Below are 21,448 nucleotides of genomic sequence, written 5' to 3' on the forward strand. Positions count from 1 at the left end.
ATAAACTAAATGATTTATTTAAATATATGAAAATTTCATTTTAATTATGATAAGATTTTTAGTTTTAAAATTTCCTCTAAAACCTTCTTACTTATAGTGTCTAATTCTTCATTTAAAGTTTCACTTATACCTAAACTCATTTCTATCTCTGCTATTTCAATAGTTATAATGTATCCCTTAATTTTAGGGTAATGTAATCTTATTAGATCTACTATAGAAAAGCTATGTTGAGTATAACTTTTTGTATTTTTCTTAGAGCTATTAATTGAAGTTATAGTAATCTCTCCTGGCTCTACTCCATAAAAGGAAGAATCTAAAATAACAATAAAATCTTCTTCTTTTATATTTGATATACAATATATAAAGTCAGTTTCTCCAAAAATAAGTTCTATTCTATGTTTTTTTAGTTCCTCTTCAATTTTTTCCCCCACTGATAGAGCAATAGCATCATCCCGCATTAATCTGTTTCCTATGGCAATAACTTTCATATAGCTTTCCACCTTTTTATACTAATACTTTAATTTTAATAGGCTCAAATTTATCCCCAGTTACATGTGTAGCACATGAAATACAAGGGTCGTAAGATCTAATTATTCTTCCTATTTCAACAGGTTCATTTATATTGCTTATTTTAGATCCAATTAGGGATTTTTCCCCTACACCATGAACCCCATTATTATCTAAAGGAGACATATTCCAAGCTGTTGGAGTTATTATATTATAGTATTTTATGATTTTGTTTTCTATTTTTATCCAATGACCTAAGGAACCTCTTGTGGTATCTATAAGTCCTACCCCAAACCCCTCTTCTGGTATAGTATATTTGCTCTGATTATTCCTTTTTAATTCTACTCTATTAGCTAAATTAAGCATTATTTTTGATATTTTCCTAGCTTCTAAAACTCTTGCTATATTTCTATCCATACAAGAATTTCCACCATCATATTCAGAAGTTAATTTTAGACGTGCTAAAGGTCCTACTTCCATAGGCAGATTTTTATATCTAGGTGCCTTTACAAAGGTATACGCATCCTTTTTATTTATATCAACCTTTTCTTCTTCATCTAATCTAGGATTTTGCATGTTATTATCACTTATATACCAAGCATGTTGTATATTTTGCGTAATTTCTTCTTCCTTAAAAGCATATCTTTTTCCATTTATAAGTACTGATGGCTTTACATAAGTAATATCCTCATCTTCATATTTATTAAAAACTCCATAACTCATAAAATTTTCATATGAATTTCCCTTTTCAAAATAATCTGCATAGTATTGTGCTAATATATTTACATCTTCTATCATACGATTATCTATAAAACTATAAATTTCAGAAATTATTGATTTAATTTTAGTTAATTTATAAGGATCTATATTTACAGTAACTCCACCTACAAATATTCCATGACTATGAGGAATTTTACCTCCTAAAACTGCAAGTCCTTCATGAGCTAACCTACTAATTAATACACTTTTTTCATAACTTTCTATGAGCCTTGCATTTAATTTCTGAGGTAATCTATAATCTTTATATTCTTGTGGTTGAAGGGGATTTACATCTGGCATTTTCACATAACTTGGTATTGTATAATAATAAAATTGTCTTATATGATTTTGTAAAAATTCAAAGCCATGCATTATATCCCTTATATAAGAATCATTAAGTGTAGGTGTAACTCCTAATACATTTTCTAATGCCATAGTAGATGCCATGGCATGTGCTGTAGAACATATACCACAAATTCGTTCTGTAAAAAAAATAGAATCTAAAGGGGCTCTTCCTTCTAACATAGTTTCAAATCCTCTAAATAAAAGCCCACTAGTTTTGGCATCTATAATTGTGTTATCTTGCACTTGAACCTGTATTTCAAGGAATCCACTTATTCTAGTTACAGGGTCTATAGTAATTGTCTTTCCCATAAATTCCTCCATTAATTAATTTTTTTAAACTAGTATCTAACAAAAGGCTCCATGCCATCTGGAAAATAGGCTTGGGCACATCCTATACAATTTGTATTGTCCTCTACAGGCCAATTTACATATCCGTTCCATTTTCTAACAGGACAATCTGTTTTAGTAACAGGCCCCCTGCATCCTAGCTTAAACATACAACCTTCTTTCCCAAATTTTTCTGCAAATATGCCCTTATTAAAAAGACTTCTTCTTGAACATCTATCATGAATAGTAACTCCATAAAAAAGAAGTGGTCTTCTTTCTTCATCTAAATTAGGCATACCAAAAGCAGTTAAATAGGCTAAGGTTCCAACTACCCAATCTGGATGACATGGACATCCAGGAAGTTTTATAACATCTCTATTTATCACCTTATCCACACTTTTGCTCTCTGAAGGATTAGGTTTTGCAGCTGAAATTCCTCCATAAGAAGCACAGGTACCTACAGTTATTACATATTTCGCCTTCTCTCCTGCAATTTTTATTGCCTCCAAGGCAGTAATAGGCTTTCCTTTGTAATTTGCAATAATGTTATACATTCCATTTTCCTTTGTGGATACTGCCCCATCCACTAAAAGTATAAATTCAGTATCTAAGGTTCTTAAAAATTCTTCATAAGCCCTCTCTCCCTCAGAACTCATAAGACTATTATTAAAAGTTAAATTAACTATATTTTTTAATATATAAATAAGTCCTGGATTCTCACTATTTAGAAGTGATATTATATTCCCCGAACACCCAGTAACCTCTAACCACATAGCATTTAATTTTTTCTTATTTTCGTATCGCATTAAATTCATTGCTTCCTTGCAAAGTATTTGTACAGTATAATCTTTTTCCTTAGTAAGAGGACATCCACCTCCACCACAATTTAAATATTTATAACTCCTTTTATCTTTACAATTATTTTCATCTTCGTAATAATTTTTATATGGCAATAAAATTCCCCCAAGTTTATTGATGTAGCTACTAATTTCGTTTTTATATGAATTTTTTACATAAGATACATAATAAAATTTATATATAAAATATAATTCTCCCAATTAATTTATATGAAGCATTACTATAAATATTCTTATGAATTCTCAAATACAAATAATCTACTCTTTTATCCCAATTTAAAGAAAAGCAGAGAGTCCAAATCTTCGATTTTGTAGGAATCACTTTCATAGTGTGCCATAGGAGTATTAGATTGTATAGACATGGGATAACTTACCCTAAAAAAAATAGGCTTTACCACAAAAGAATCCGTAGTAAATGCCATTAGTCCATGTATTATACCTATACTTTTTAATAGTATAATATCTCTTTAAAATATTCTATTAGTTGTAAATATTTATTAATGATTTAAACACCTTACCATAATTATTGTTCTAAGAATTTCCCTGATACACTTTCAATAATAGCAGTTTCACCTTCTAAATTTTGTTTTCTATCTATTATTATCTCAGTCCAATCTCCAACTAATGTTTTATTACTAGTAGTTAAATGTTTTTTAAGATTTTCTTTATCTACATGACTATCTGCATCTACGCTTATTTGAAGTTTGTTTACCTTTCCAATACAATTTTCTTTACAAATCATTTCTAAATCTTTTCTAACATTTTCCAATAATGTTTTATCATTCATTTTTACTCCCCCAATCTATTTTTTTATTTTATTAGTACCACATCTTAGGTAACTTATTCAGATTATTCAAATTATTATGTCTATTCATATATTCTTCATTAAGTAACAAAACCCTTCTTATATTTTATCAATCTAATCACTTTAAATATATGAAAAACAGATATAAGCCTTTTGGAATAAACATACACTTATTTTCAAGCTTATATAGTATAAAGAAAAACAGAGATAATACCTTAATTAGCTTTACCTCTGTTTTTTGTCTAATCTTAAATTGTTATTTATTGTATATTTATATTTTACCTATATCATTTCTATAATAAATTCCTTCAAAGTCTATTTTAGAAATCTCATTATATGCTTTTTTCCTAGCTTCCTCTATGGTATCTCCCATTGCAACTAAGGCTAAAACTCTTCCCCCATTAGTTAAAAGCTCTTCTTTTGACCCCTTAACTCCTGCATGAAAAATCTTTCCTTCTAAATTATTTTCTATTTTTATAGGTAATCCTTTTTTATAGGCTTTTGGATATCCTTTTGATGCAGCTATTATAGTGCATGCATTAGCATTTTTCCATAGTATTTTTTTATTTTTAAGTTGTTTTTCTAAGGCAGCTTCTATTAGTTCTACAAGGTCACTTTCCATAAGTGGAAGCACACATTCTGTCTCAGGGTCTCCCATTCTTACATTGTATTCTAAAAGATACGTCCCTTTTTTAGTTATCATAATTCCAAAGAAAATTACTCCTGTAAAGTCTAGGGATTCTTCTCTTATTCCTTTTAAAGTAGGCATCATTATGTTTTCCCTAAAATCTTCTAAAACCGCTTTTGTGCAATAAGGATTTGGTGCTATAACTCCCATGCCCCCTGTATTTGGACCCTTATTTCCATCTAAAAGTTGCTTATGATCCTTTGATGATATAAATGGAATTATGGTTTCTCCATCAGTAATAGATAAAATTGAAGCTTCTACACCTTCTAAAAACTCTTCTATTACAATCTCCTTTGCTGCACCTTTAAATATGTCTTTTTCCATAAAATCTACAAGAGTTAGCTCTGCTTCTTTTTTGTCTTCACATATAACAACACCTTTTCCTGCTGCTAATCCATCTGCCTTTATAACTAGAGGATAGGTTGCTTTTTCTATGTATTTAAGAGCTTCATCCTTATTTGTAAAGGTTGCATATTCAGCAGTTTTTATTCCGTACTTTTTCATGAAATCCTTTGCATATACCTTGCTTCCCTCAAGCCTTGCACCTAGTTTTGAAGGTCCAAAAATTTTAAGTCCCTCATTTTTAAATAAATCCACTATTCCTTCACAAAGGGGTGCTTCTGGTCCTACTACAGTAAAATCTATATTATTATTCTTTGCAAAGTTTTTAATCTCTTCATTATTATTTAAATCTATAAGTTCACATTTTTCTTCACTTAGCATGCCTGGGTTTCCTGGTGATACAAAGATTTTTTCTATCTTACTGCTTTGTGCAAGTTTCCATAAAAGAGCATGTTCTCTTCCACCAGAGCCTATTAATAAAATTTTCATATAAATTCCCCCAAACTATTAGTATAATTTCATTCTACACCTTAATGTTTAAAATGTCTTATACCTGTAAATACCATGGAAATTTCATGCTCATTACATGCTTTTATTGATTCCTCATCTCCACGAGAACCCCCTGGTTGAATTATAGCTTTAATATTATATTTATTAGCTTCATCTACACAATCTCTAAATGGGAAGAATGCATCGGATGCAAGTACAACTCCATCTCCTGCTCTGTCTAAAGCCTCCATTGTAGCCCAAATTCTATTAACTTGGCCTCCTCCAATTCCCTTTGCCATACCATCTTTAACTACTACTATGGCATTGGACTTAACATATTTTACAACCTTCATACCAAAGATTAAATCCTTCATTTCTTCTTCTGTTGGTGCTTTTTCTGTAACTACTTTTATATCCTCAATTAATTTGTTATCAGGGCTTTGTACTAATATTCCACCATCTACTTTTACAATTTCATTTTTATTTTCTTTCTTTATATCACATTTAATAACTCTTAGGTTCTTCTTACTTTTTAATACTTCTAAAGCTTCCTCTGTAAAGTCTGGTGCCATTACAATTTCTAAAAATATTTTAACCATTTCCTCCGCACAAGCTTTGTCTACAGTTCTATTTAAAGCAACTATACCACCAAAAATTGAAACAGGATCACATTGAAAAGCTTTTGTATATATATCTTTTACAGAATCCCCGCATCTTTCTACAGCAACTCCACAAGGAGTATTGTGTTTTAGTGCACAACAAGCCCCTTCCTGAAATTCTGAAACTACTTTAAAAGCAATATCCATATCCTTTATATTATTATAGGATAATTCTTTTCCATTAAGTTGAGTGTAATTATTTATTAAACCTTCCCCTGTTGTATCTCTATATAGAGCTGCACTTTGATGAGGATTTTCTCCATATCTTAAATCCATAGCTTTTTCATAAGATAAAGATAAATAATTTGGGTACTCTTCTTCTAATAAAAAGTTACTAATTGCAGCATCATATGCAGAGGTTAAATTAAATACCTTTCCAGCTAGGTATCTTTTAGTCTCCATGGAAACCTCTTCATTTTGTTCAATTTCTTCCATAACCTTTTTATAATCCTTGGTATCAGATACTACAACTACATCTCTAAAGTTTTTAGCCGCAGACCTAAGCATAGTAGGTCCTCCAATGTCTATAAATTCAATTTTTTCTTCAAAGTTTAAATCCTCTCTTACCTTTTCAAAGAAAGGATAAAGATTTACAATAACCATATCTATTGGTGTAATTTCAGTTTCCTTTATGGTATCCATATGATTATTGTTTTCTCTTATAGCTAAAATTCCCCCATGTATTTTAGGATGAAGAGTTTTAACTCTACCATCTAATATCTCTTTAAACCCTGTAACCTCTGAAACATCTATAACCTTTATACCATTTTCCTTTAAATGTTTAAAGGTTCCCCCTGTTGATACAATCTCAACTCCTCTATGTTCTAAAAACTTAGCAAGTTCTACTATTCCTTCTTTATAAAAAACACTAATTAAAGCTCTTTTCATAAACTTTCCCTCCTTATTAATTTATAACTAGTTAAGGGTATGTTTTTTTAAAAATACTTTCCCCTCTTTTATTTCAATCTTACCTTCACTAATATATTTAATGGCTTCTGGAAGCGCCTTATGTTCTTCCACTAATACTCTTTTTTGAAGTTCTTCCCTAGTGTCCTCTGCATACACTGGTACAACTCTTTGGATTATAATATTCCCAGTATCAGTTCCTTCATCTACAAAATGCACTGTGCATCCTGATACTTTAACCCCATACTCTAGAGCCTTTTCATGAACTCTTATTCCATACATTCCATTCCCACAAAAACTCGGAATTAAGGAAGGATGAATATTTATAATTCTCTGCTGAAATTTTTGAATAATCTCTCCTTTTAATATAGATAAAAATCCTGCAAGAACTATTAAATCTACTTTTCCATGTAAAACTTCTAAAATTTTATCAGATAATTTTTCTCCATATTCTTTTTTATTAAAAATTAAGGTTTTTATATTATTATTTTCAGCTCTTTTAATTCCATAAGCGTTTTTGTTGTCAGATATTACATATTCTATTTTGCAATTTAAATATCCAGCATTAATACTATCTATAATAGACTGAAGGTTACTCCCCCCTCCAGATATTAAAACCGCTATTTTAAACAAACTCCTGCACCTCCAGCTTTAACATATCCAATTTCATATGCCTTTTCTCCTAGAGTTTCAAGTAAGTTTTTAACACCTTCTACTTCCTCTTTTTTAACACATAATACAAAACCTATACCCATATTAAAGGTATTAAACATATGATTTTCATCTACACCTTTTTCCATTATTCTTTTAAATATTTCTGGAACTTTAAAGCTATTTTTCTCTATAACAGCTGTGAATTCTCCTTTAAACATCCTTGGAATATTCTCATAAAATCCTCCACCTGTAACATGAGCCATACCCCTTATTTCATGTTTTTTCATAACTTCTAATATAGGTTTTACATATATTTTAGTTGGAGTTAAAAGTTCTTCCCCTACTGGTCTTCCGTTAAAATCCTCATTAAGATCAGGAAATACCTTTCTAACAAGAGAATATCCATTACTGTGAACTCCTGATGATGCTATTCCAATAAGTGCATCTCCCTCTTCTATTTTACTTCCATCGATTATATTTTTCTTATCTACAATTCCTACTGCAAATCCTGCAAGATCATATTCTCCGTCTCTATAAAAACCTGGCATTTCAGCAGTTTCTCCTCCAATTAATGCTGATGCTGATTGAATACATCCTTCCGATACTCCACTTACTATTTCAGCTGCAACCTCAGATTCTAGCTTTCCACAAGCTAAATAATCAAGGAAAAACAATGGTTTTGCTCCATGACATAAAATATCATTTACACACATAGCAACACAATCTATTCCTATGGTATTGTATTTTTTTAATCTAAAAGCTATATCAAGTTTAGTTCCAACACCATCAGTTCCTGAAACAAGTACAGGTTCCTCATAGCCTTTACCAAGTTCAAACATCCCAGCAAAACTTCCAATATTATTTAAAACTCCCTTTGTATAAGTTTTTTCTGTATATTCCTTTATTAACTTTACTGCCTTATATCCTTCTTCTATATTAACCCCAGCTTGTTTATAATCCATTTTAACAATCCCCTTTCTAATTATATATATCTAAGTGAATCAGTGATGAAGTGACTTTCATATGAACATTCTATCTGAAACAGCCTACTTTATTGGTGCTGATATTGGATATATACCATTAAAGCATCCTAGGCAAAAACCTAACTCATTGTGACATTCTTTACTTAAACACTGAAGTAATCCATCTATACTTAAATATCCTAAGGTATCTGCTCCAATTTCTTCTCTAATAGCTTCAATATCATTATTTGCACCTATAAGATCCTTCCTATATGGTGTATCTATTCCAAAATAACAAGAACTATTAACTACTGGTGAAGATACTCTAAAGTGAACTTCCTTTGCACCTGCATTTTTTAAAATTTGTATTATTTTTTTACTTGTAGTTCCCCTTACAATAGAGTCATCTATTAAAATCACTCTCTTTCCTTGAACCACTTCTTTTAATGCATTAAGCTTAACTGTAACTGCTCTCTCTCTGAGTTCCTGAGTAGGTTTTATAAAAGTTCTTCCTACATATCTATTTTTAATAAGCCCCATATCAAATGGTATTCCAGAGACCCTAGAATATCCTATAGCTGCTGGGATTCCTGAATCTGGAACTCCAATTACTACATCTGCTTCTACTGGTGCCTCTTCAAATAATTTCTTACCAGTTTCTACTCTTGCACTATTTACACTTATACCATCTATAACACTATCTGGCCTTGCAAAATAAATATATTCAAAGGCACAAGTGGCTCTTTTACTCTTTTCAGCAAAGTTTATAGATTTTATTCCCTCTTTATTTATTATTATTATTTCTCCTGGTTCCACATCTCTTATAAATTCAGCACCTGTAGTATCAAGGGCACAACTTTCAGAGCTTATAACATAACTTTCTCCAATTTTTCCTATGCAAAGTGGTCTAATACCATGGGGATCACGAACACCTATAAGTTCATCTTTAGTTAAGATCACAATTCCATAAGAACCTTTTATGGCTTGTACAGTATCTACAACGGCATCTTCTATTCCCTTTTTAGCTCCTCTAGATATTAAATTTAATATGACTTCTGAATCTATTGAAGTTTGAAAAACACAACCACAATCCTCTAATAATTCTCTTATAACTTCTGCATTAACTAAGTTTCCATTATGGGCCATGGCAATATCTCCAAGTTTAAATCTCCCTAAAACTGGCTGTGCATTTTTAAGAGAGCTTTCTCCTGCTGTAGAATACCTAACATGCCCTATGGCTGATCTACCTTTCATAGAATTTAATATATTTTCATTAAAAATTTCTGACACTAAACCCATGCCCTTATGGCACATCATCTCTTTTTCATTACAAGAAGATGTTACAATACCTGCACTTTCTTGTCCCCTATGTTGAAGGGCATATAGACCATAATAAGTAAGTCTTGCTACATCTAAATTTTCATCCTTTGAAAATATACCATAAACTCCACACTCATCATGAAACTTATCATCTAACTCATCATCATATATACTGCACCCGTATTCTTTATTTTTCAACATGAACTTCTCCCCCATAAATTAATTTTAAATCCAATATAGAAAGCTATGTAATATTCTCTTTAGTTTAATATGTCATAGGAAGTCTAAACTTCCTATGACATATCTATACCATGACTATCCGCTCTAATTCTCTAAACTTCTTTAAAGTTCCAGTATTAGAGCTAATATATATCCGAATAAGGATTCCTAATTATTTTTGCATTCTATTTAATATTTCCTTATAGCCTTCTACTAAATCTCCAAGCTCTCTTCTAAATCTATCCTTATCTAATTTTACCCCTGTATTCACATCCCAAAATCTACATGTATCTGGAGATATTTCATCTGCTAAAACTATTTCACCATTTATTTTGCCAAACTCTAATTTAAAATCTATTAGTTTTATGTCCTGTTTTAAGAAAAATTCTTTTAAGATTTCATTTACTTTTGAAGCCTGTGAATATATGTATTCTAACTCCTCAAAAGTTGTAATCCCCATAGCAACAGCATGATAGTCATTCATTAATGGGTCTCCTAAATCATCATTTTTATAGCTTAATTCTAAAACCGTAGTTTTAAGCTCTGTTCCTTCTGTAATACCATATCTTTTAGCCATGCTTCCTGCAGCTACATTTCTTACTATAACCTCAAGTGGAATTATATCTACTTTCTTACAAAGTTGTTCTCTCTCATTTAATTTTTTTATAAAATGAGTCTTAAGCCCTTTTTCATGTAATAATTCAAATATCATTGATGTTATAGCATTATTTAAAATTCCCTTTTCATTTATAGTAGCCTTTTTTTCTCCATTAAATGCTGTAGCATCATCTTTGTAATAAACTATAACTTCATCCTTTACATCTGTCTTAAATATTTTTTTAGCTTTGCCCTCATATAATTGTTCTAATTTTTCCATTATAATTCAACCCCTTTTTCACTTTCTTTAATAAAGTTTTCTTTCATTTCTTTTCTAAAATTTAAAAGTCTTTCTTTAAGTTCTGGATATTTAATTGAAAGTATTTCTACTGCAAGCATCCCAGCATTGTAGCTATTATTTATACCTACTGTAGCTACTGGAATAGATTTAGGCATCTGAACTATAGATAATAAGGCATCCATTCCTTCAACAGCAGCCTTAATTGGAACTCCTATTACAGGAAGTACAGTCTTAGATGCTATAACCCCTGGTAGATGAGCTGCAAGACCTGCCCCTGCTATAATACATTCAAAGCCCTCATTTTCTAATTCTTTTAAAACTTCCTCTAATCTTTCTGGAACTCTGTGTGCTGAAAGTACAAATGCTTTATATTCCACATTGAATTCTTTTAATGCTTTTGCCGCATTTTTCATAACTTCTGTGTCAGATTTACTGCCGAAAATTATTGCAACCTTCATAAATATTTTCCCCCTTAAACTAAGTTAAATTTGGATATAGTGTGAAAATCCCCATCTTAGAATTTATGATGGGGATTAAATTTAATCCATCATAATTCCTAATAGTCAAAGATTTAAGATCTTTAGCCCTATTATTTGAAGTATTCAATTCCTGATTTAAATAACTTTTGATCATAATCTCCAATTACATTTTTATATAAACCATTTCCTATTCTTTCGGAGTGTCCCATTTTTCCAAGTACCCTTCCATCTGGGCTTGTAATACCTTCAATAGCCATTACAGAGCCATTAGGGTTGTATCTAATATCGTAGGTTGGTTTTCCCTCTAAGTCCACATACTGAGTTGCAACTTGTCCTTTTGCAAATAAATCTAAAACCATATCTTCTGTAGCATAGAATCTTCCCTCACCATGTGATAAAGGCATTTTGTGTACATCACCTTCATTAACCAAACTAAACCAAGGAGATTTTGTAGATACTACTTTTGTATTTGTAATACAGGATATATGTCTTCCTATGGCATTAAAAGTTAGAGTTGGAGCCTCTTCTTTTATATCCACAATATCACCATATGGAACTAAGCCTAGTTTAATTAAAGCCTGGAATCCATTACAAATTCCTAAGATTAACCCATCTCTCACATTTAAAAGTTCGCGTATAGCTTCCTTTATACTTTCATTTCTAAATACTGTTGCTATAAACTTACCAGAACCATCAGGTTCATCCCCTGCACTAAATCCTCCTGGAATCATTACGATTTGGCTTTCTTTTATAAGCCTTGTGATCTCCACTATGGATTCCTTTATTTTATTTTCATTCATATTATTGAATACAAATAGCTCCGTATCCCCGCCCGCTTCTTCAAAAGCTCTCATACAGTCATATTCACAGTTAGTACCAGGGAATACAGGAATTAAAACCTTAGGTCTTACATCTTTAATTAGTAGGTTACTTTTTTTGTTATATGCTTTTCCTATAAACTCAGGTTCATCTATGTGAAGTTTTAAAAGGTCGTTTTCTTCGGTATAATTTGTTTTAAATGTACTTTCTAACGGACTATACCATGCTTTTATAGCCTCATCTATAAGGACTTTTTCCTTATTATCTAATATTATCTCTTGTTCTTTTACTGTATTTCCTATAACTTCATAAGAGATTTCCTTTGATTTTTCTAATATGCTTATATCACCTTTAAACTCTGCTAAAATAGCACCATATTCACTACTAAAGATTTCTTCTTTATTGTAAGAATCCTTGAATTTAAATCCTACTTTATTTCCAAAACACATTTTAGCTATGATTTCAGCTAAACCACCATATTTAACTGAAGATGCTGATATTATTTCTCCCTTTTTTATCATCTTGTTTATAAATTTAAAATTATCTTTCAAGGTTTCAAAAGAAGGAACTCCCTTTTCATCAAAATTACTTTTGAATAGTACAACATGGCTGTTTTCTTTTTTAAATTCTGGGGTAATGACCTCATGAATATTAGCATAGGTAACAGCAAAGGAAATTAAGGTTGGTGGAACGTTTATATCTTTAAAGGTTCCTGACATACTATCCTTCCCACCTATGGCTGCTATCTCAAGTTTATCTTGTACATAAAGTCCTCCTAACAATGCTGAAAATGGTTTTCCCCATTTCTCTGGATCTTCTCCTAGCTTTTCAAAATACTCTTGAAAAGAAAGTCTTATTTTTCTGTAGTCTCCTCCACTTGCAACTATTTTAGCTACAGACTCAATTACTGCACACATAGCTCCATGGAAAGGACTCCATTTACCTATTTTAGGATTATACCCATAGGACATTAAAGAAGCTGTTGAGGTATCTCCATTTAAAACTGGAATTTTTGCTGCCATGGCTTCGTTTGGTGTTAATTGATATTTTCCTCCAAAAGGCATAAATACTGTTCCTGCACCAACAGTGCTATCAAACATCTCTACTAATCCTTTTTGTGAGCATACATTTAAATCTCTTAAGTTTTCTAAAAATCCTTCTCTTAAGCTTTTATTTCTAAAGATTTCTCTTCTCTTATTGAAATAACTTTCCTTATGTGGTGCAGATACCTTTATTTTTGTAAACTGTTTTGCTCCATTAGTATCTAAAAATTCTCTACATAAGTCTAAAATAACCTGATCTTTCCACTTCATAACAACTCTTTTCTCTTCTGTAACTTCTGCAACTACTGTAGCTTCTAAATTTTCTTTTTCTGCATAGCCTATAAATCTTTCTGCATCCTCTTCACTTACTACTACAGCCATTCTTTCTTGTGATTCTGATATAGCAAGTTCTGTTCCATCTAAACCTTCATATTTTTTAGGAACTTTATCTAAATCTATAAATAAACCTTCAGCAAGTTCTCCTATAGCAACAGAAACTCCACCTGCGCCAAAGTCATTACATTTTTTTATCATAGTTGTTACTTTATTGTCTCTAAAAAGTCTTTGTATTTTTCTTTCTGTAGGAGCATTTCCCTTTTGAACCTCAGCTCCACAAGTTAGTATAGATTTTTCATCATGTTCTTTTGAAGATCCTGAAGCTCCACCGCAGCCATCTCTACCAGTTTTACCTCCAAGTAGTATTACTAAATCCCCAGGTACTGGCTTTTCTCTCTTCACATTTTTAAAAGGCGCTGCTCCTATAACTGCTCCTACTTCCATTCTCTTTGCTATAAAATCCTCATCATAAACTTCAGACACCTGTCCAGTAGCAAGACCTATTTGATTTCCATAACTACTATACCCTCTTGCAGCTTCCTTTGTTATTTTACTTTGAGGTAATTTCCCCTTTAATGTATTAGCTATTGGAGTCCTTGGATCAGCTGCTCCTGTAACACGCATAGCTTGATATACATAACTTCTTCCTGATAATGGGTCTCTTATAGCACCTCCAAGGCATGTGGAAGCCCCACCAAAAGGTTCTATTTCTGTAGGGTGATTATGGGTTTCATTTTTAAACATTAAAAGCCAATCTTCTTCTCTACCATTAACTTCAACAGGAATCACTATACTACATGCATTTATCTCATCTGACTTATCTAAATCCTGAAGTTTACCCTCAGCTCTTAATTTTTTCATACCTATTATAGCCATATCCATTAAGCACTTTTCTTTATGTTTATTTTTATATAGCTTATCTCTAAGCTGTAAATACTCTTCATAGGTTTCTTTTATTGGAGTGTTATAATCTCCTTCTTCAAATTCTACTTCTTCTATTACAGTGTTAAAAGTTGTATGTCTGCAATGATCTGACCAATATGTGTCTATAACCTTTATTTCTGTAATAGTTGGCACCCTTTTTTCTCTCTTAAAATATGCTTGTACTAATTTTATATCTTCAAAACTCATAGCTAGATTCTTTTCTTTTATAAAATCTTTAAGCTCATCTACATTTAAGTCATTAAAACCATGTAAGTTTTCAACCTTATTATTTATATCTAATTCCACTTCATATTTTTTAGGTTTTTCTAAAGTTGCTTCCCTAGAATCCACCTTATTAATATAATAATTTTTTATTCTTATAAACTCTTCCTCTGAAATTTCACCATGTATAGATATAAGCTTAGCATTTTTTATAACAGAATTTTTTCCTTGTAGAATAATACTAGTACATTGTTCTGCAGAGTCAGCTCTTTGATCATATTGCCCAGGCAAATATTCTACTGCAAAATATCTATTCCCTAAATTATCTATTTCTTCTTCAAATACATTATCAACATTAGGCTCACTTAATATGTATTTTGTTATTTTTTTAAACTCTTTATGCTCCACCCCAAAAACATCATATCTGTTAATTACTCTTATATCCTCTATGCTCTTTATACCTAAATTTTCTCTTAAGTCTTGAAGAAGCTTTTGTGCCTCCACATTAAAGTTCGGTTTTTTTTCTACAAAAGCCCTATAAACATTTGGATACATTTTAATCCCCCTTAAATAACGAAATAATCACGAATATTTTTTCGTTTTTATTTTTTATCGTTCGATATTTTAATTATAGTATATATTGGAGTAAATTTAAAGAGTGTTTACTAAAAATTTATAATTATTTGAATATAAATAGATTTTTAAGTTTTAAAAAACATTTTAATTACTAATGAAGCTTATAAATAATTTTAGACATAATAAAAAGAGCATTGAAATTCAACGCTCTTTTTGGGGGAACAAAGGTGAAAATTTACACCCTTATTCTGTTATTGGTTTGTTATTTTGGGGTTTGCTTATTTTTTCAACTACAAATTATTTAAGCTCTTCATAGTCTTTTAATTTATCTTTAACTATCATAGATAGTCCGATAACTGCTATTAAGTTTGGAATTACCATTATTCCATTAAAGAAGTCTGCTAACTCCCAAACTAAATCAACTTTTACTCCACAACCTAAGAATATAAACACCATTACTAATACTCTATATACATTTAAAGCCTTTTTACCAAATAAGAACTTTACATTAGATTCTCCAAAGAAATACCATCCTATTATAGTTGAGAAAGCAAAGAAGAATAAAGAAATAGCTATAAATTTCTCTCCAAAACTTCCCATACCTACCGTAAATGCCTTTTGAGTTAAGGCTATACCTGTTGTCTTACCATCTAATACACCAGTTGTTAAAATAACTAAAGCTGTTATACTTAAGATTACAAAGGTATCAATAAAAACTCCAACAATAGCTACTAGCCCTTGATCGCATGGGTGTTTAACCCTAGCTACGGCATGAGCATGTGGTGTAGAACCCATACCAGCCTCATTTGAGAACAACCCCCTTGAGACTCCGTATCTAACAGCTTGTTTTATAGTTACACCTATAACTCCACCTGCAACAGCTTTAGGATTAAAAGCTCCTACAAATATCATTTCAAAAGCTGGTAATATATTTGTGTAATTTTTTACTATAATAAATAAGCTCCCTACTATATAGAATACAGCCATAATAGGAACAATCATTTCAGCAAAAGAAGCTATTCTAGATATACCACCTATGAATATAAATCCTGCTAAAACCGCAAGAATGCCTCCTACTATAAAAGGATTTATATTAAATGCAGTATTAAAGGCATCTCCTATGGAGTTAGCTTGTACCATATTTCCTACAAATCCAAGAGCCACAATAATACTTACAGCGAAAAATATAGCAAGGCCATTACTTTTCAGACCATTTTTAATATAATATGCAGGTCCTCCAGTAACCTCTCCGTCTTTAACTTCCTTATAAGTTTGAGCTAAAGTAGCCTCTGCAAATATAGTTGCCATACCAAAGAAAGCGCTTACCCACATCCAAAATATAGCTCCTGGCCCTCCTGCTGCTATTGCTGTAGCTGCACCTGCTAGGTTTCCTGTACCAACTTGAGCTGATATAGCTGTTGCTAAGGCTTGAAATGAAGACATTCCATCATTTCCAGCTTTTTTACCAAAGGATAACCCGCCAAAAGTGTTCTTAAAAGCTTGTTTAAATTTTCTTACTTGAATGAACTTAAGTTTAAAAGTAAAAAATATTCCTGTACCACAAAGCAAAAATATTAAAACATAATTCCATAGGTATTGATTCAATGTTTTTACTACATTCATTAAAGAGTCCATTAATGCATTCATTAAAAGTTCCCCCCTATAGTACTATTATATTTTTCTATAAATATATTTTAGTCTATTATATGATAATTCAAGTTACTTTGCAACACTTTTTCAAATTTTCTGAAACTTTTAGATTTTATTTGTATTTTTAAATGTGTAATTTGAATATTTTATTTGTACATAAGTATTTAATAGTTTATTGTTTAAAAATTCATCTTAAATTCAAATTTATATATGATATAATTATTTTGCTATAATAAACTTAGTTTAACAAGGAGGATAATATGAGAAAGAAATCATTTTTAACCATACTAGTTTTGTTAATGTCCATATCTTTAATATCCTGTGCAGGAAAAAGCACTCCAAAAGAAGAGTCTAAAACCCCTACACAAAGCAATGAAACTTCTAAAACCCAAACAAATGAAAATAATCAAGGAGAAAATAAGCCTGAAGAACCAAAAGCTCCAAAGGTTAACTTAATTCAATACTCTGAATTAAAACCTGGAGAAGAAATTGCAGTTTTTGATACTACCATGGGAACTATAAAGCTAAGGCTTTTCCCAAAGGAAGCTCCAAAAACTGTAGAAAATTTCAAAAAGCTTATAGAAAAGAAATACTACGATGGAATAACCTTTCATAGGGTAATAAATGATTTTATGATTCAAAGTGGAGATCCTACTGCTACCGGTCGTGGTGGTGAGAGTATTTGGAATAAACCTTTTGAAGATGAATTCTCTAGAAATTTACATAACTTTAGAGGGGCTCTTTCCATGGCAAATGCAGGCCCTATGACCAATGGAAGTCAATTTTTTATAGTTCAAAAAAAGCAAGTTGAATCTTCATTAATTGATCAAATGAAAAATTTAGATGGAGATGCATTTCCAGAAGAAGTTATAAAAAAATATGAAGAAGTTGGAGGTACTCCACATCTAGATTATAGACATACAGTTTTTGGTTATGTTATAAGTGGTATGGATGTGGTAGATAAAATAGCTACAACAAAAACTGATACTAAGGATAAACCTTTAAAAGAAGTGAGAATTAATAAAGCATACTTAGAAAAGTATAAAAAATAACCAGAGTCCTTCATTTAGAACCTAATTATAGTTTTTTTGATATATGTATCTATTTTTGTTATACTATTAATGTAATAAAAAAATTATATTCTTGGGAGGTATTGCTATGAAGTCACTAAAAGGAACAAAAACTGCTGAAAACTTATTAAAGGCTTTTGCAGGAGAATCTCAAGCTAGAAACAGATATACTTATTATGCTTCTGTAGCTAGAAAAGAAGGTTATGTTCAAATCCAAAACATATTCCTAGAAACAGCTGAAAATGAAAAAGAACACGCAAAAAGGTTTTTTAAATTTTTAGCTGAAGACTTTAAACATGAGGCTATAGAAATTCAAGCTGCTTATCCTGTTACTTATGGAGATACCATAGATAACTTAAAATCTGCTGCTAATGGAGAAAATGAAGAATGGTCTATATTATACCCTGCCTTTGCTGATGTGGCTGAAGAAGAAGGCTTTAAAGAAATAGCTGCTGTATTTAGACATATAGCTTCAGTTGAAAAACACCATGAAGAGAGATATAAAAAGTTATTATCTAACATAGAAAATAATAAGGTATTCCAAAAAGATGAAAAGGTTATGTGGAAATGTTCCAATTGTGGATTTATCTTTGAAGGAGATAAAGCACCTGAAAAATGTCCTGCTTGTGCTCATCCAAAGGACTTCTTTGAACTTTTATGTGATAACTTCTAATATAAAAAAACATTATTTAAAAATAAAAAGTGCAGAAATCTCTGCACTTTTTATATTAAAACCTTAGGCTGTGTTAGATGAAAATCTCTAGCACAGCTAAGTTTAAAATAGTTTATATCTTATTTTAAATTTATATTTATTATAATAATTCTTGACCTTCTTCCCAGTCTATTGGGCAAAGTCCACCAGTTTTAAGTGCTCTTAATACACGTAATGTTTCATCTACACTTCTTCCTACGTTTAAATCATGAACTACTGAGTATCTTACAACACCTTCTGGATCTATGATAAATAATCCTCTTAAAGAAATTCCTTCTTCTTCAATTAATATTCCATAGTTTTTAGCTGTTGATTTTATTATATCAGAAGCTATAGGGAATTTTATTTCTCCTAAACCATCTTTAATCCAAGCTTGATGTGAGTATTGGCTATCACAACTTACAGCTAATAACTCAGCACCTTCTTTTTGGAACTCCTCAAATTTCTTACTAAAACCTGTGATTTCTGTTGGACATACAAAAGTAAAATCTAATGGATAAAAGAACATCACCAACCATTTTCCTTTATAATCTTCAAGCTTAACTTCTTTAAATTCCTTTCCGTCTCCAGTTACAGCTTGCATTTTAAATTCTGGTGCTACTTTACCTACTAATCTTTCCATACTTCATACCTCCTATTTTCTTTTACATTTATAATTATTCCTAATTATATCTAAATTATTATAACTATACTTTAATAATATTTTATAGTTATTAATATGTTTTTGATTGTATTTAGAATTGGGATTATTATTTAATAATAATTATCTCTTGAATACATTCTATCTCACTTATATATTCTTGTCAAGACTAATTGATAATTTTTTTCATTTATTTTGATTTTCTATAAACAAAAAAAGCTTATTAGTATTTATAATATAACTAATAAGCTTTTTTAACTCTATTTATTAATATAAGTGTCTACTATTTCTCCAAAATATAAAGTATGGTAATCATTATCTGAGTAAATGGATGTTTTAACTTCATCACATAATAAGTTTGGTATTATAGGTTGATTACTTAATATTTTACACTCATAATGAAGTTCTGCATCAGAAATTATAGGAGTAGCTACTTTATTACTTTCTTTTAAAGTAAGGTTACACTCCTTTATTTTATCAACGTCTCTCCCAGATTTTGTCCCACAATATTTTAAAGAATCCTTTAACGCTTCACCAAGTGGTATGCTTACTGTAAAATCCTTAGCTTTTTCTATAAGTTCATAAGTGTGTCTAGACTTTCTTACTAATGCCATAAATACTGGTCTACCCCATTGGAATCCTATTGTACCCCAACTTATGGTCATGGTATTTATCTCTTCACCACTTTTAACAGTTAAGAAAGCTCCTTGAGTGTGAAGCCATTTCATTCCTTCTTCTAAATTCTCTACAAAATTCACCCCTTTTAAATGCCCCCTTTTTATTATATATTTAATCTCTTAATATCATAGGTTCATCTTCGATTCCTTGTAGGAAATTGAAATATCTAGCTAAAGTATGGAAGTAGTCAGATAATCTATTTATATACTGATAATCCGCTGGATATTCCATATCACCTAGAGCTTTAACAAAAGTACGTTCAGCTCTTCTTGTAGTGGATCTTATAACATGAGCATAAGTTCCTTCTTTACTACCACTATAATATATAAAACTTTTTATTGGTGGCATTTGATTTACCATTCTATCTATTTCTTGCTCTAGGGCATCTACATGAGATTGCGATATATGTTTTTTACTAAATCTAGATGAAATATCTATGCCTATTTTATAAGTGTTATATTGAATTTCCTTTAATACTTCATCAGTATGAGCAACCTTAGGTGTAAAACTAAGATTTTTTAATAAACTTCTTAAATATCCAACACCTGAATTAATTTCATCTATTTGTCCTTGAAGTTCCATGTTTATATCTGCTTTAGATAATCTTTCTCCTAAAAGATTTGATGTTGTTCCTTTATCACCGGTTTTTGTATAAATTTTCATTTAATCACCTCTATATAATTAAGTATGGTTTAATAATATATCTTATCTTTTGTATCTTTTTATTTTATAATACTATTATATTAGTTATAATTCAAGGCAATCTTTATCATATAATAATAGTTTTTATTTATCATACTCTATTTTCCTATTTTTAAAATAAACTTGTTTTAAATTACATTTTTCAACTATTTCTAAAGCATAGTTAAAATTCATGGCTATGGCTGATTCTTTATGAGAATCTGATCCTATGGTTATATAATTTCCACCTAAGTCCTTGTATCTTTTGTAAATATTAATTAAGCTTTCTCTAGCTTTATCTGTGGAAAGCCTTCTTGTGTTAAGTTCCATTGCCTTTTCTTTTTCTATTAAAACTTTTAAAATCTCATCTATATAATCACTAAACTCTTCATAATAGATTTCTGGATCTTCATATGTAGCATACCTACAAATATAATCTATATGTCCCAGTGAATCTATAAAATCATACTGCTTTAAGCACCTAAGCATATATTCTAAATATTCTTCATAGGCATCTTTTTTTGTTCTTTCTGCATAAAATTCTTCTCTAAATATATCTATAGTATTAACTACATGGACAGAACCTATAACATAATCAAAAGGTGACTTTTCTTCTTCCCTCTTATTTTCCTTTAAAAATTCAGGCCTCATGCCCATTTCCATACCTAATAGTAAATTATCCCCTCTAAATCCATCATACTTTTTAAAATATTCCTCTGAATCAAAAGTGAAATGCCCATATTCTTCTATGGGCCCTTGAATATCCATATGTTCTGTAAGTATTAAGGAAACTCCTTTTTCTTTTGCCGATTTTAAAGCATCCAGAAGCTTCATCTTAGAATCAGTTGAAACTTCTGTGTGTATATGTGTATCAAACATAA

At 30.6% G+C, this 21,448-nt stretch carries 19 protein-coding genes; 2 read left to right on the forward strand and 17 right to left on the reverse strand.

Annotated elements, in window-relative coordinates:
* Positions 1 to 44: 44 nt before the first annotated feature.
* From FNZ64_RS00255 to FNZ64_RS00315, 13 genes are all read right to left on the reverse strand, one after another.
* The gene (locus FNZ64_RS00255) at positions 45 to 488 is read right to left on the reverse strand and encodes a hydrogenase maturation protease (protein ID WP_142412882.1); all 444 of its coding nucleotides are present in this window, start codon (positions 486 to 488) and stop codon (positions 45 to 47) included.
* Between the two features lie 16 nt (positions 489 to 504).
* Complete coding sequence (locus FNZ64_RS00260; protein ID WP_142412883.1) at positions 505 to 1,920, reverse strand: nickel-dependent hydrogenase large subunit; 1,416 nt, start codon at positions 1,918 to 1,920, stop codon at positions 505 to 507.
* A 29-nt stretch (positions 1,921 to 1,949) separates the two neighbouring features.
* On the reverse strand, positions 1,950 to 2,753 hold the full coding sequence (locus FNZ64_RS00265) for a hydrogenase small subunit (RefSeq protein ID WP_142413761.1): 804 nt from the start codon (positions 2,751 to 2,753) through the stop codon (positions 1,950 to 1,952).
* Between the two features lie 565 nt (positions 2,754 to 3,318).
* The gene (locus FNZ64_RS00270) at positions 3,319 to 3,582 is read right to left on the reverse strand and encodes a hypothetical protein (protein WP_142412884.1); all 264 of its coding nucleotides are present in this window, start codon (positions 3,580 to 3,582) and stop codon (positions 3,319 to 3,321) included.
* A 289-nt stretch (positions 3,583 to 3,871) separates the two neighbouring features.
* Positions 3,872 to 5,119: a phosphoribosylamine--glycine ligase gene (gene purD / locus FNZ64_RS00275; RefSeq protein ID WP_142412885.1), complete on the reverse strand. Its 1,248-nt coding sequence runs from the start codon at positions 5,117 to 5,119 to the stop codon at positions 3,872 to 3,874.
* 41 nt (positions 5,120 to 5,160) lie between these two features.
* Complete coding sequence (purH, locus tag FNZ64_RS00280; protein WP_142412886.1) at positions 5,161 to 6,666, reverse strand: bifunctional phosphoribosylaminoimidazolecarboxamide formyltransferase/IMP cyclohydrolase; 1,506 nt, start codon at positions 6,664 to 6,666, stop codon at positions 5,161 to 5,163.
* A 27-nt stretch (positions 6,667 to 6,693) separates the two neighbouring features.
* Complete coding sequence (gene purN, locus FNZ64_RS00285; RefSeq protein ID WP_142412887.1) at positions 6,694 to 7,317, reverse strand: phosphoribosylglycinamide formyltransferase; 624 nt, start codon at positions 7,315 to 7,317, stop codon at positions 6,694 to 6,696.
* Positions 7,305 to 8,300, reverse strand: a complete 996-nt coding sequence (purM, locus tag FNZ64_RS00290) for a phosphoribosylformylglycinamidine cyclo-ligase (RefSeq protein ID WP_142412888.1) — start codon at positions 8,298 to 8,300, stop codon at positions 7,305 to 7,307. Before purM ends, purN begins: the two co-directional genes overlap by 13 nt.
* An 84-nt stretch (positions 8,301 to 8,384) precedes the next feature.
* Positions 8,385 to 9,821: an amidophosphoribosyltransferase gene (gene purF / locus FNZ64_RS00295; protein WP_142412889.1), complete on the reverse strand. Its 1,437-nt coding sequence runs from the start codon at positions 9,819 to 9,821 to the stop codon at positions 8,385 to 8,387.
* Positions 9,822 to 10,011: 190 nt separating this feature from the next.
* Positions 10,012 to 10,716, reverse strand: a complete 705-nt coding sequence (gene purC / locus FNZ64_RS00300) for a phosphoribosylaminoimidazolesuccinocarboxamide synthase (RefSeq protein ID WP_142412890.1) — start codon at positions 10,714 to 10,716, stop codon at positions 10,012 to 10,014.
* Complete coding sequence (gene purE, locus FNZ64_RS00305) at positions 10,716 to 11,195, reverse strand: 5-(carboxyamino)imidazole ribonucleotide mutase (RefSeq protein ID WP_142412891.1); 480 nt, start codon at positions 11,193 to 11,195, stop codon at positions 10,716 to 10,718. Before purE ends, purC begins: the two co-directional genes overlap by 1 nt.
* Positions 11,196 to 11,326: 131 nt before the next feature.
* Positions 11,327 to 15,115, reverse strand: a complete 3,789-nt coding sequence (locus FNZ64_RS00310) for a phosphoribosylformylglycinamidine synthase (RefSeq protein WP_142412892.1) — start codon at positions 15,113 to 15,115, stop codon at positions 11,327 to 11,329.
* A gap of 318 nt (positions 15,116 to 15,433) precedes the next feature.
* Entirely contained in the window at positions 15,434 to 16,771 is a 1,338-nt protein-coding gene (locus FNZ64_RS00315) for an alanine/glycine:cation symporter family protein (protein ID WP_142413762.1), read from the reverse strand.
* A gap of 275 nt (positions 16,772 to 17,046) precedes the next feature.
* On the opposite strand from FNZ64_RS00315, the gene FNZ64_RS00320 reads away from it, so the two are divergent.
* Both FNZ64_RS00320 and rbr read left to right on the forward strand, forming a co-directional pair.
* Positions 17,047 to 17,838, forward strand: a complete 792-nt coding sequence (locus FNZ64_RS00320; RefSeq protein ID WP_142412893.1) for a peptidylprolyl isomerase — start codon at positions 17,047 to 17,049, stop codon at positions 17,836 to 17,838.
* A gap of 106 nt (positions 17,839 to 17,944) precedes the next feature.
* On the forward strand, positions 17,945 to 18,529 hold the full coding sequence (gene rbr / locus FNZ64_RS00325) for a rubrerythrin (protein ID WP_142412894.1): 585 nt from the start codon (positions 17,945 to 17,947) through the stop codon (positions 18,527 to 18,529).
* Positions 18,530 to 18,668: 139 nt separating this feature from the next.
* Here the strand turns inward: rbr and FNZ64_RS00330 are convergent, their stop codons facing one another.
* From FNZ64_RS00330 to FNZ64_RS00345, 4 genes are all read right to left on the reverse strand, one after another.
* A complete protein-coding gene (locus tag FNZ64_RS00330; protein ID WP_142412895.1) occupies positions 18,669 to 19,190 on the reverse strand; it encodes a peroxiredoxin in 522 nt (173 codons plus the stop codon).
* Positions 19,191 to 19,468: 278 nt separating this feature from the next.
* Entirely contained in the window at positions 19,469 to 19,936 is a 468-nt protein-coding gene (locus FNZ64_RS00335; protein WP_142413763.1) for a flavin reductase family protein, read from the reverse strand.
* A 61-nt stretch (positions 19,937 to 19,997) separates the two neighbouring features.
* Positions 19,998 to 20,549, reverse strand: a complete 552-nt coding sequence (locus FNZ64_RS00340; protein ID WP_142412896.1) for a cob(I)yrinic acid a,c-diamide adenosyltransferase — start codon at positions 20,547 to 20,549, stop codon at positions 19,998 to 20,000.
* 123 nt (positions 20,550 to 20,672) lie between these two features.
* Entirely contained in the window at positions 20,673 to 21,446 is a 774-nt protein-coding gene (locus tag FNZ64_RS00345) for a histidinol phosphate phosphatase (RefSeq protein ID WP_142412897.1), read from the reverse strand.
* Positions 21,447 to 21,448: the final 2 nt, after the last annotated feature.

The sequence above is a fragment of the Hathewaya massiliensis genome (assembly GCF_902143515.1).
In the GTDB taxonomy this organism is placed as follows: Bacteria; Bacillota; Clostridia; order Clostridiales; family Clostridiaceae; genus Hathewaya; species Hathewaya massiliensis.

Bases quoted from the DNA above. Each gene is read 5' to 3' on its own strand.
- FNZ64_RS00315 (WP_142413762.1), bottom strand. From the start codon at position 16,771: ATGGACTCTTTAATGAATGTAGTAAAAACATTGAATCAATACCTATGG.
- FNZ64_RS00255 (WP_142412882.1), bottom strand. From the start codon at position 488: ATGAAAGTTATTGCCATAGGAAACAGATTAATGCGGGATGATGCTATT.
- purE (WP_142412891.1), bottom strand. From the start codon at position 11,195: ATGAAGGTTGCAATAATTTTCGGCAGTAAATCTGACACAGAAGTTATG.
- rbr (WP_142412894.1), top strand. From the start codon at position 17,945: ATGAAGTCACTAAAAGGAACAAAAACTGCTGAAAACTTATTAAAGGCT.
- FNZ64_RS00310 (WP_142412892.1), bottom strand. From the start codon at position 15,115: ATGTATCCAAATGTTTATAGGGCTTTTGTAGAAAAAAAACCGAACTTT.
- FNZ64_RS00260 (WP_142412883.1), bottom strand. From the start codon at position 1,920: ATGGGAAAGACAATTACTATAGACCCTGTAACTAGAATAAGTGGATTC.
- FNZ64_RS00265 (WP_142413761.1), bottom strand. From the start codon at position 2,753: ATGAATTTAATGCGATACGAAAATAAGAAAAAATTAAATGCTATGTGG.
- purC (WP_142412890.1), bottom strand. From the start codon at position 10,716: ATGGAAAAATTAGAACAATTATATGAGGGCAAAGCTAAAAAAATATTT.
- FNZ64_RS00345 (WP_142412897.1), bottom strand. From the start codon at position 21,446: ATGTTTGATACACATATACACACAGAAGTTTCAACTGATTCTAAGATG.
- FNZ64_RS00335 (WP_142413763.1), bottom strand. From the start codon at position 19,936: ATGAAATGGCTTCACACTCAAGGAGCTTTCTTAACTGTTAAAAGTGGT.
- purM (WP_142412888.1), bottom strand. From the start codon at position 8,300: ATGGATTATAAACAAGCTGGGGTTAATATAGAAGAAGGATATAAGGCA.
- FNZ64_RS00330 (WP_142412895.1), bottom strand. From the start codon at position 19,190: ATGGAAAGATTAGTAGGTAAAGTAGCACCAGAATTTAAAATGCAAGCT.
- FNZ64_RS00320 (WP_142412893.1), top strand. From the start codon at position 17,047: ATGAGAAAGAAATCATTTTTAACCATACTAGTTTTGTTAATGTCCATA.
- FNZ64_RS00340 (WP_142412896.1), bottom strand. From the start codon at position 20,549: ATGAAAATTTATACAAAAACCGGTGATAAAGGAACAACATCAAATCTT.
- purF (WP_142412889.1), bottom strand. From the start codon at position 9,821: ATGTTGAAAAATAAAGAATACGGGTGCAGTATATATGATGATGAGTTA.
- purD (WP_142412885.1), bottom strand. From the start codon at position 5,119: ATGAAAATTTTATTAATAGGCTCTGGTGGAAGAGAACATGCTCTTTTA.
- FNZ64_RS00270 (WP_142412884.1), bottom strand. From the start codon at position 3,582: ATGAATGATAAAACATTATTGGAAAATGTTAGAAAAGATTTAGAAATG.
- purH (WP_142412886.1), bottom strand. From the start codon at position 6,666: ATGAAAAGAGCTTTAATTAGTGTTTTTTATAAAGAAGGAATAGTAGAA.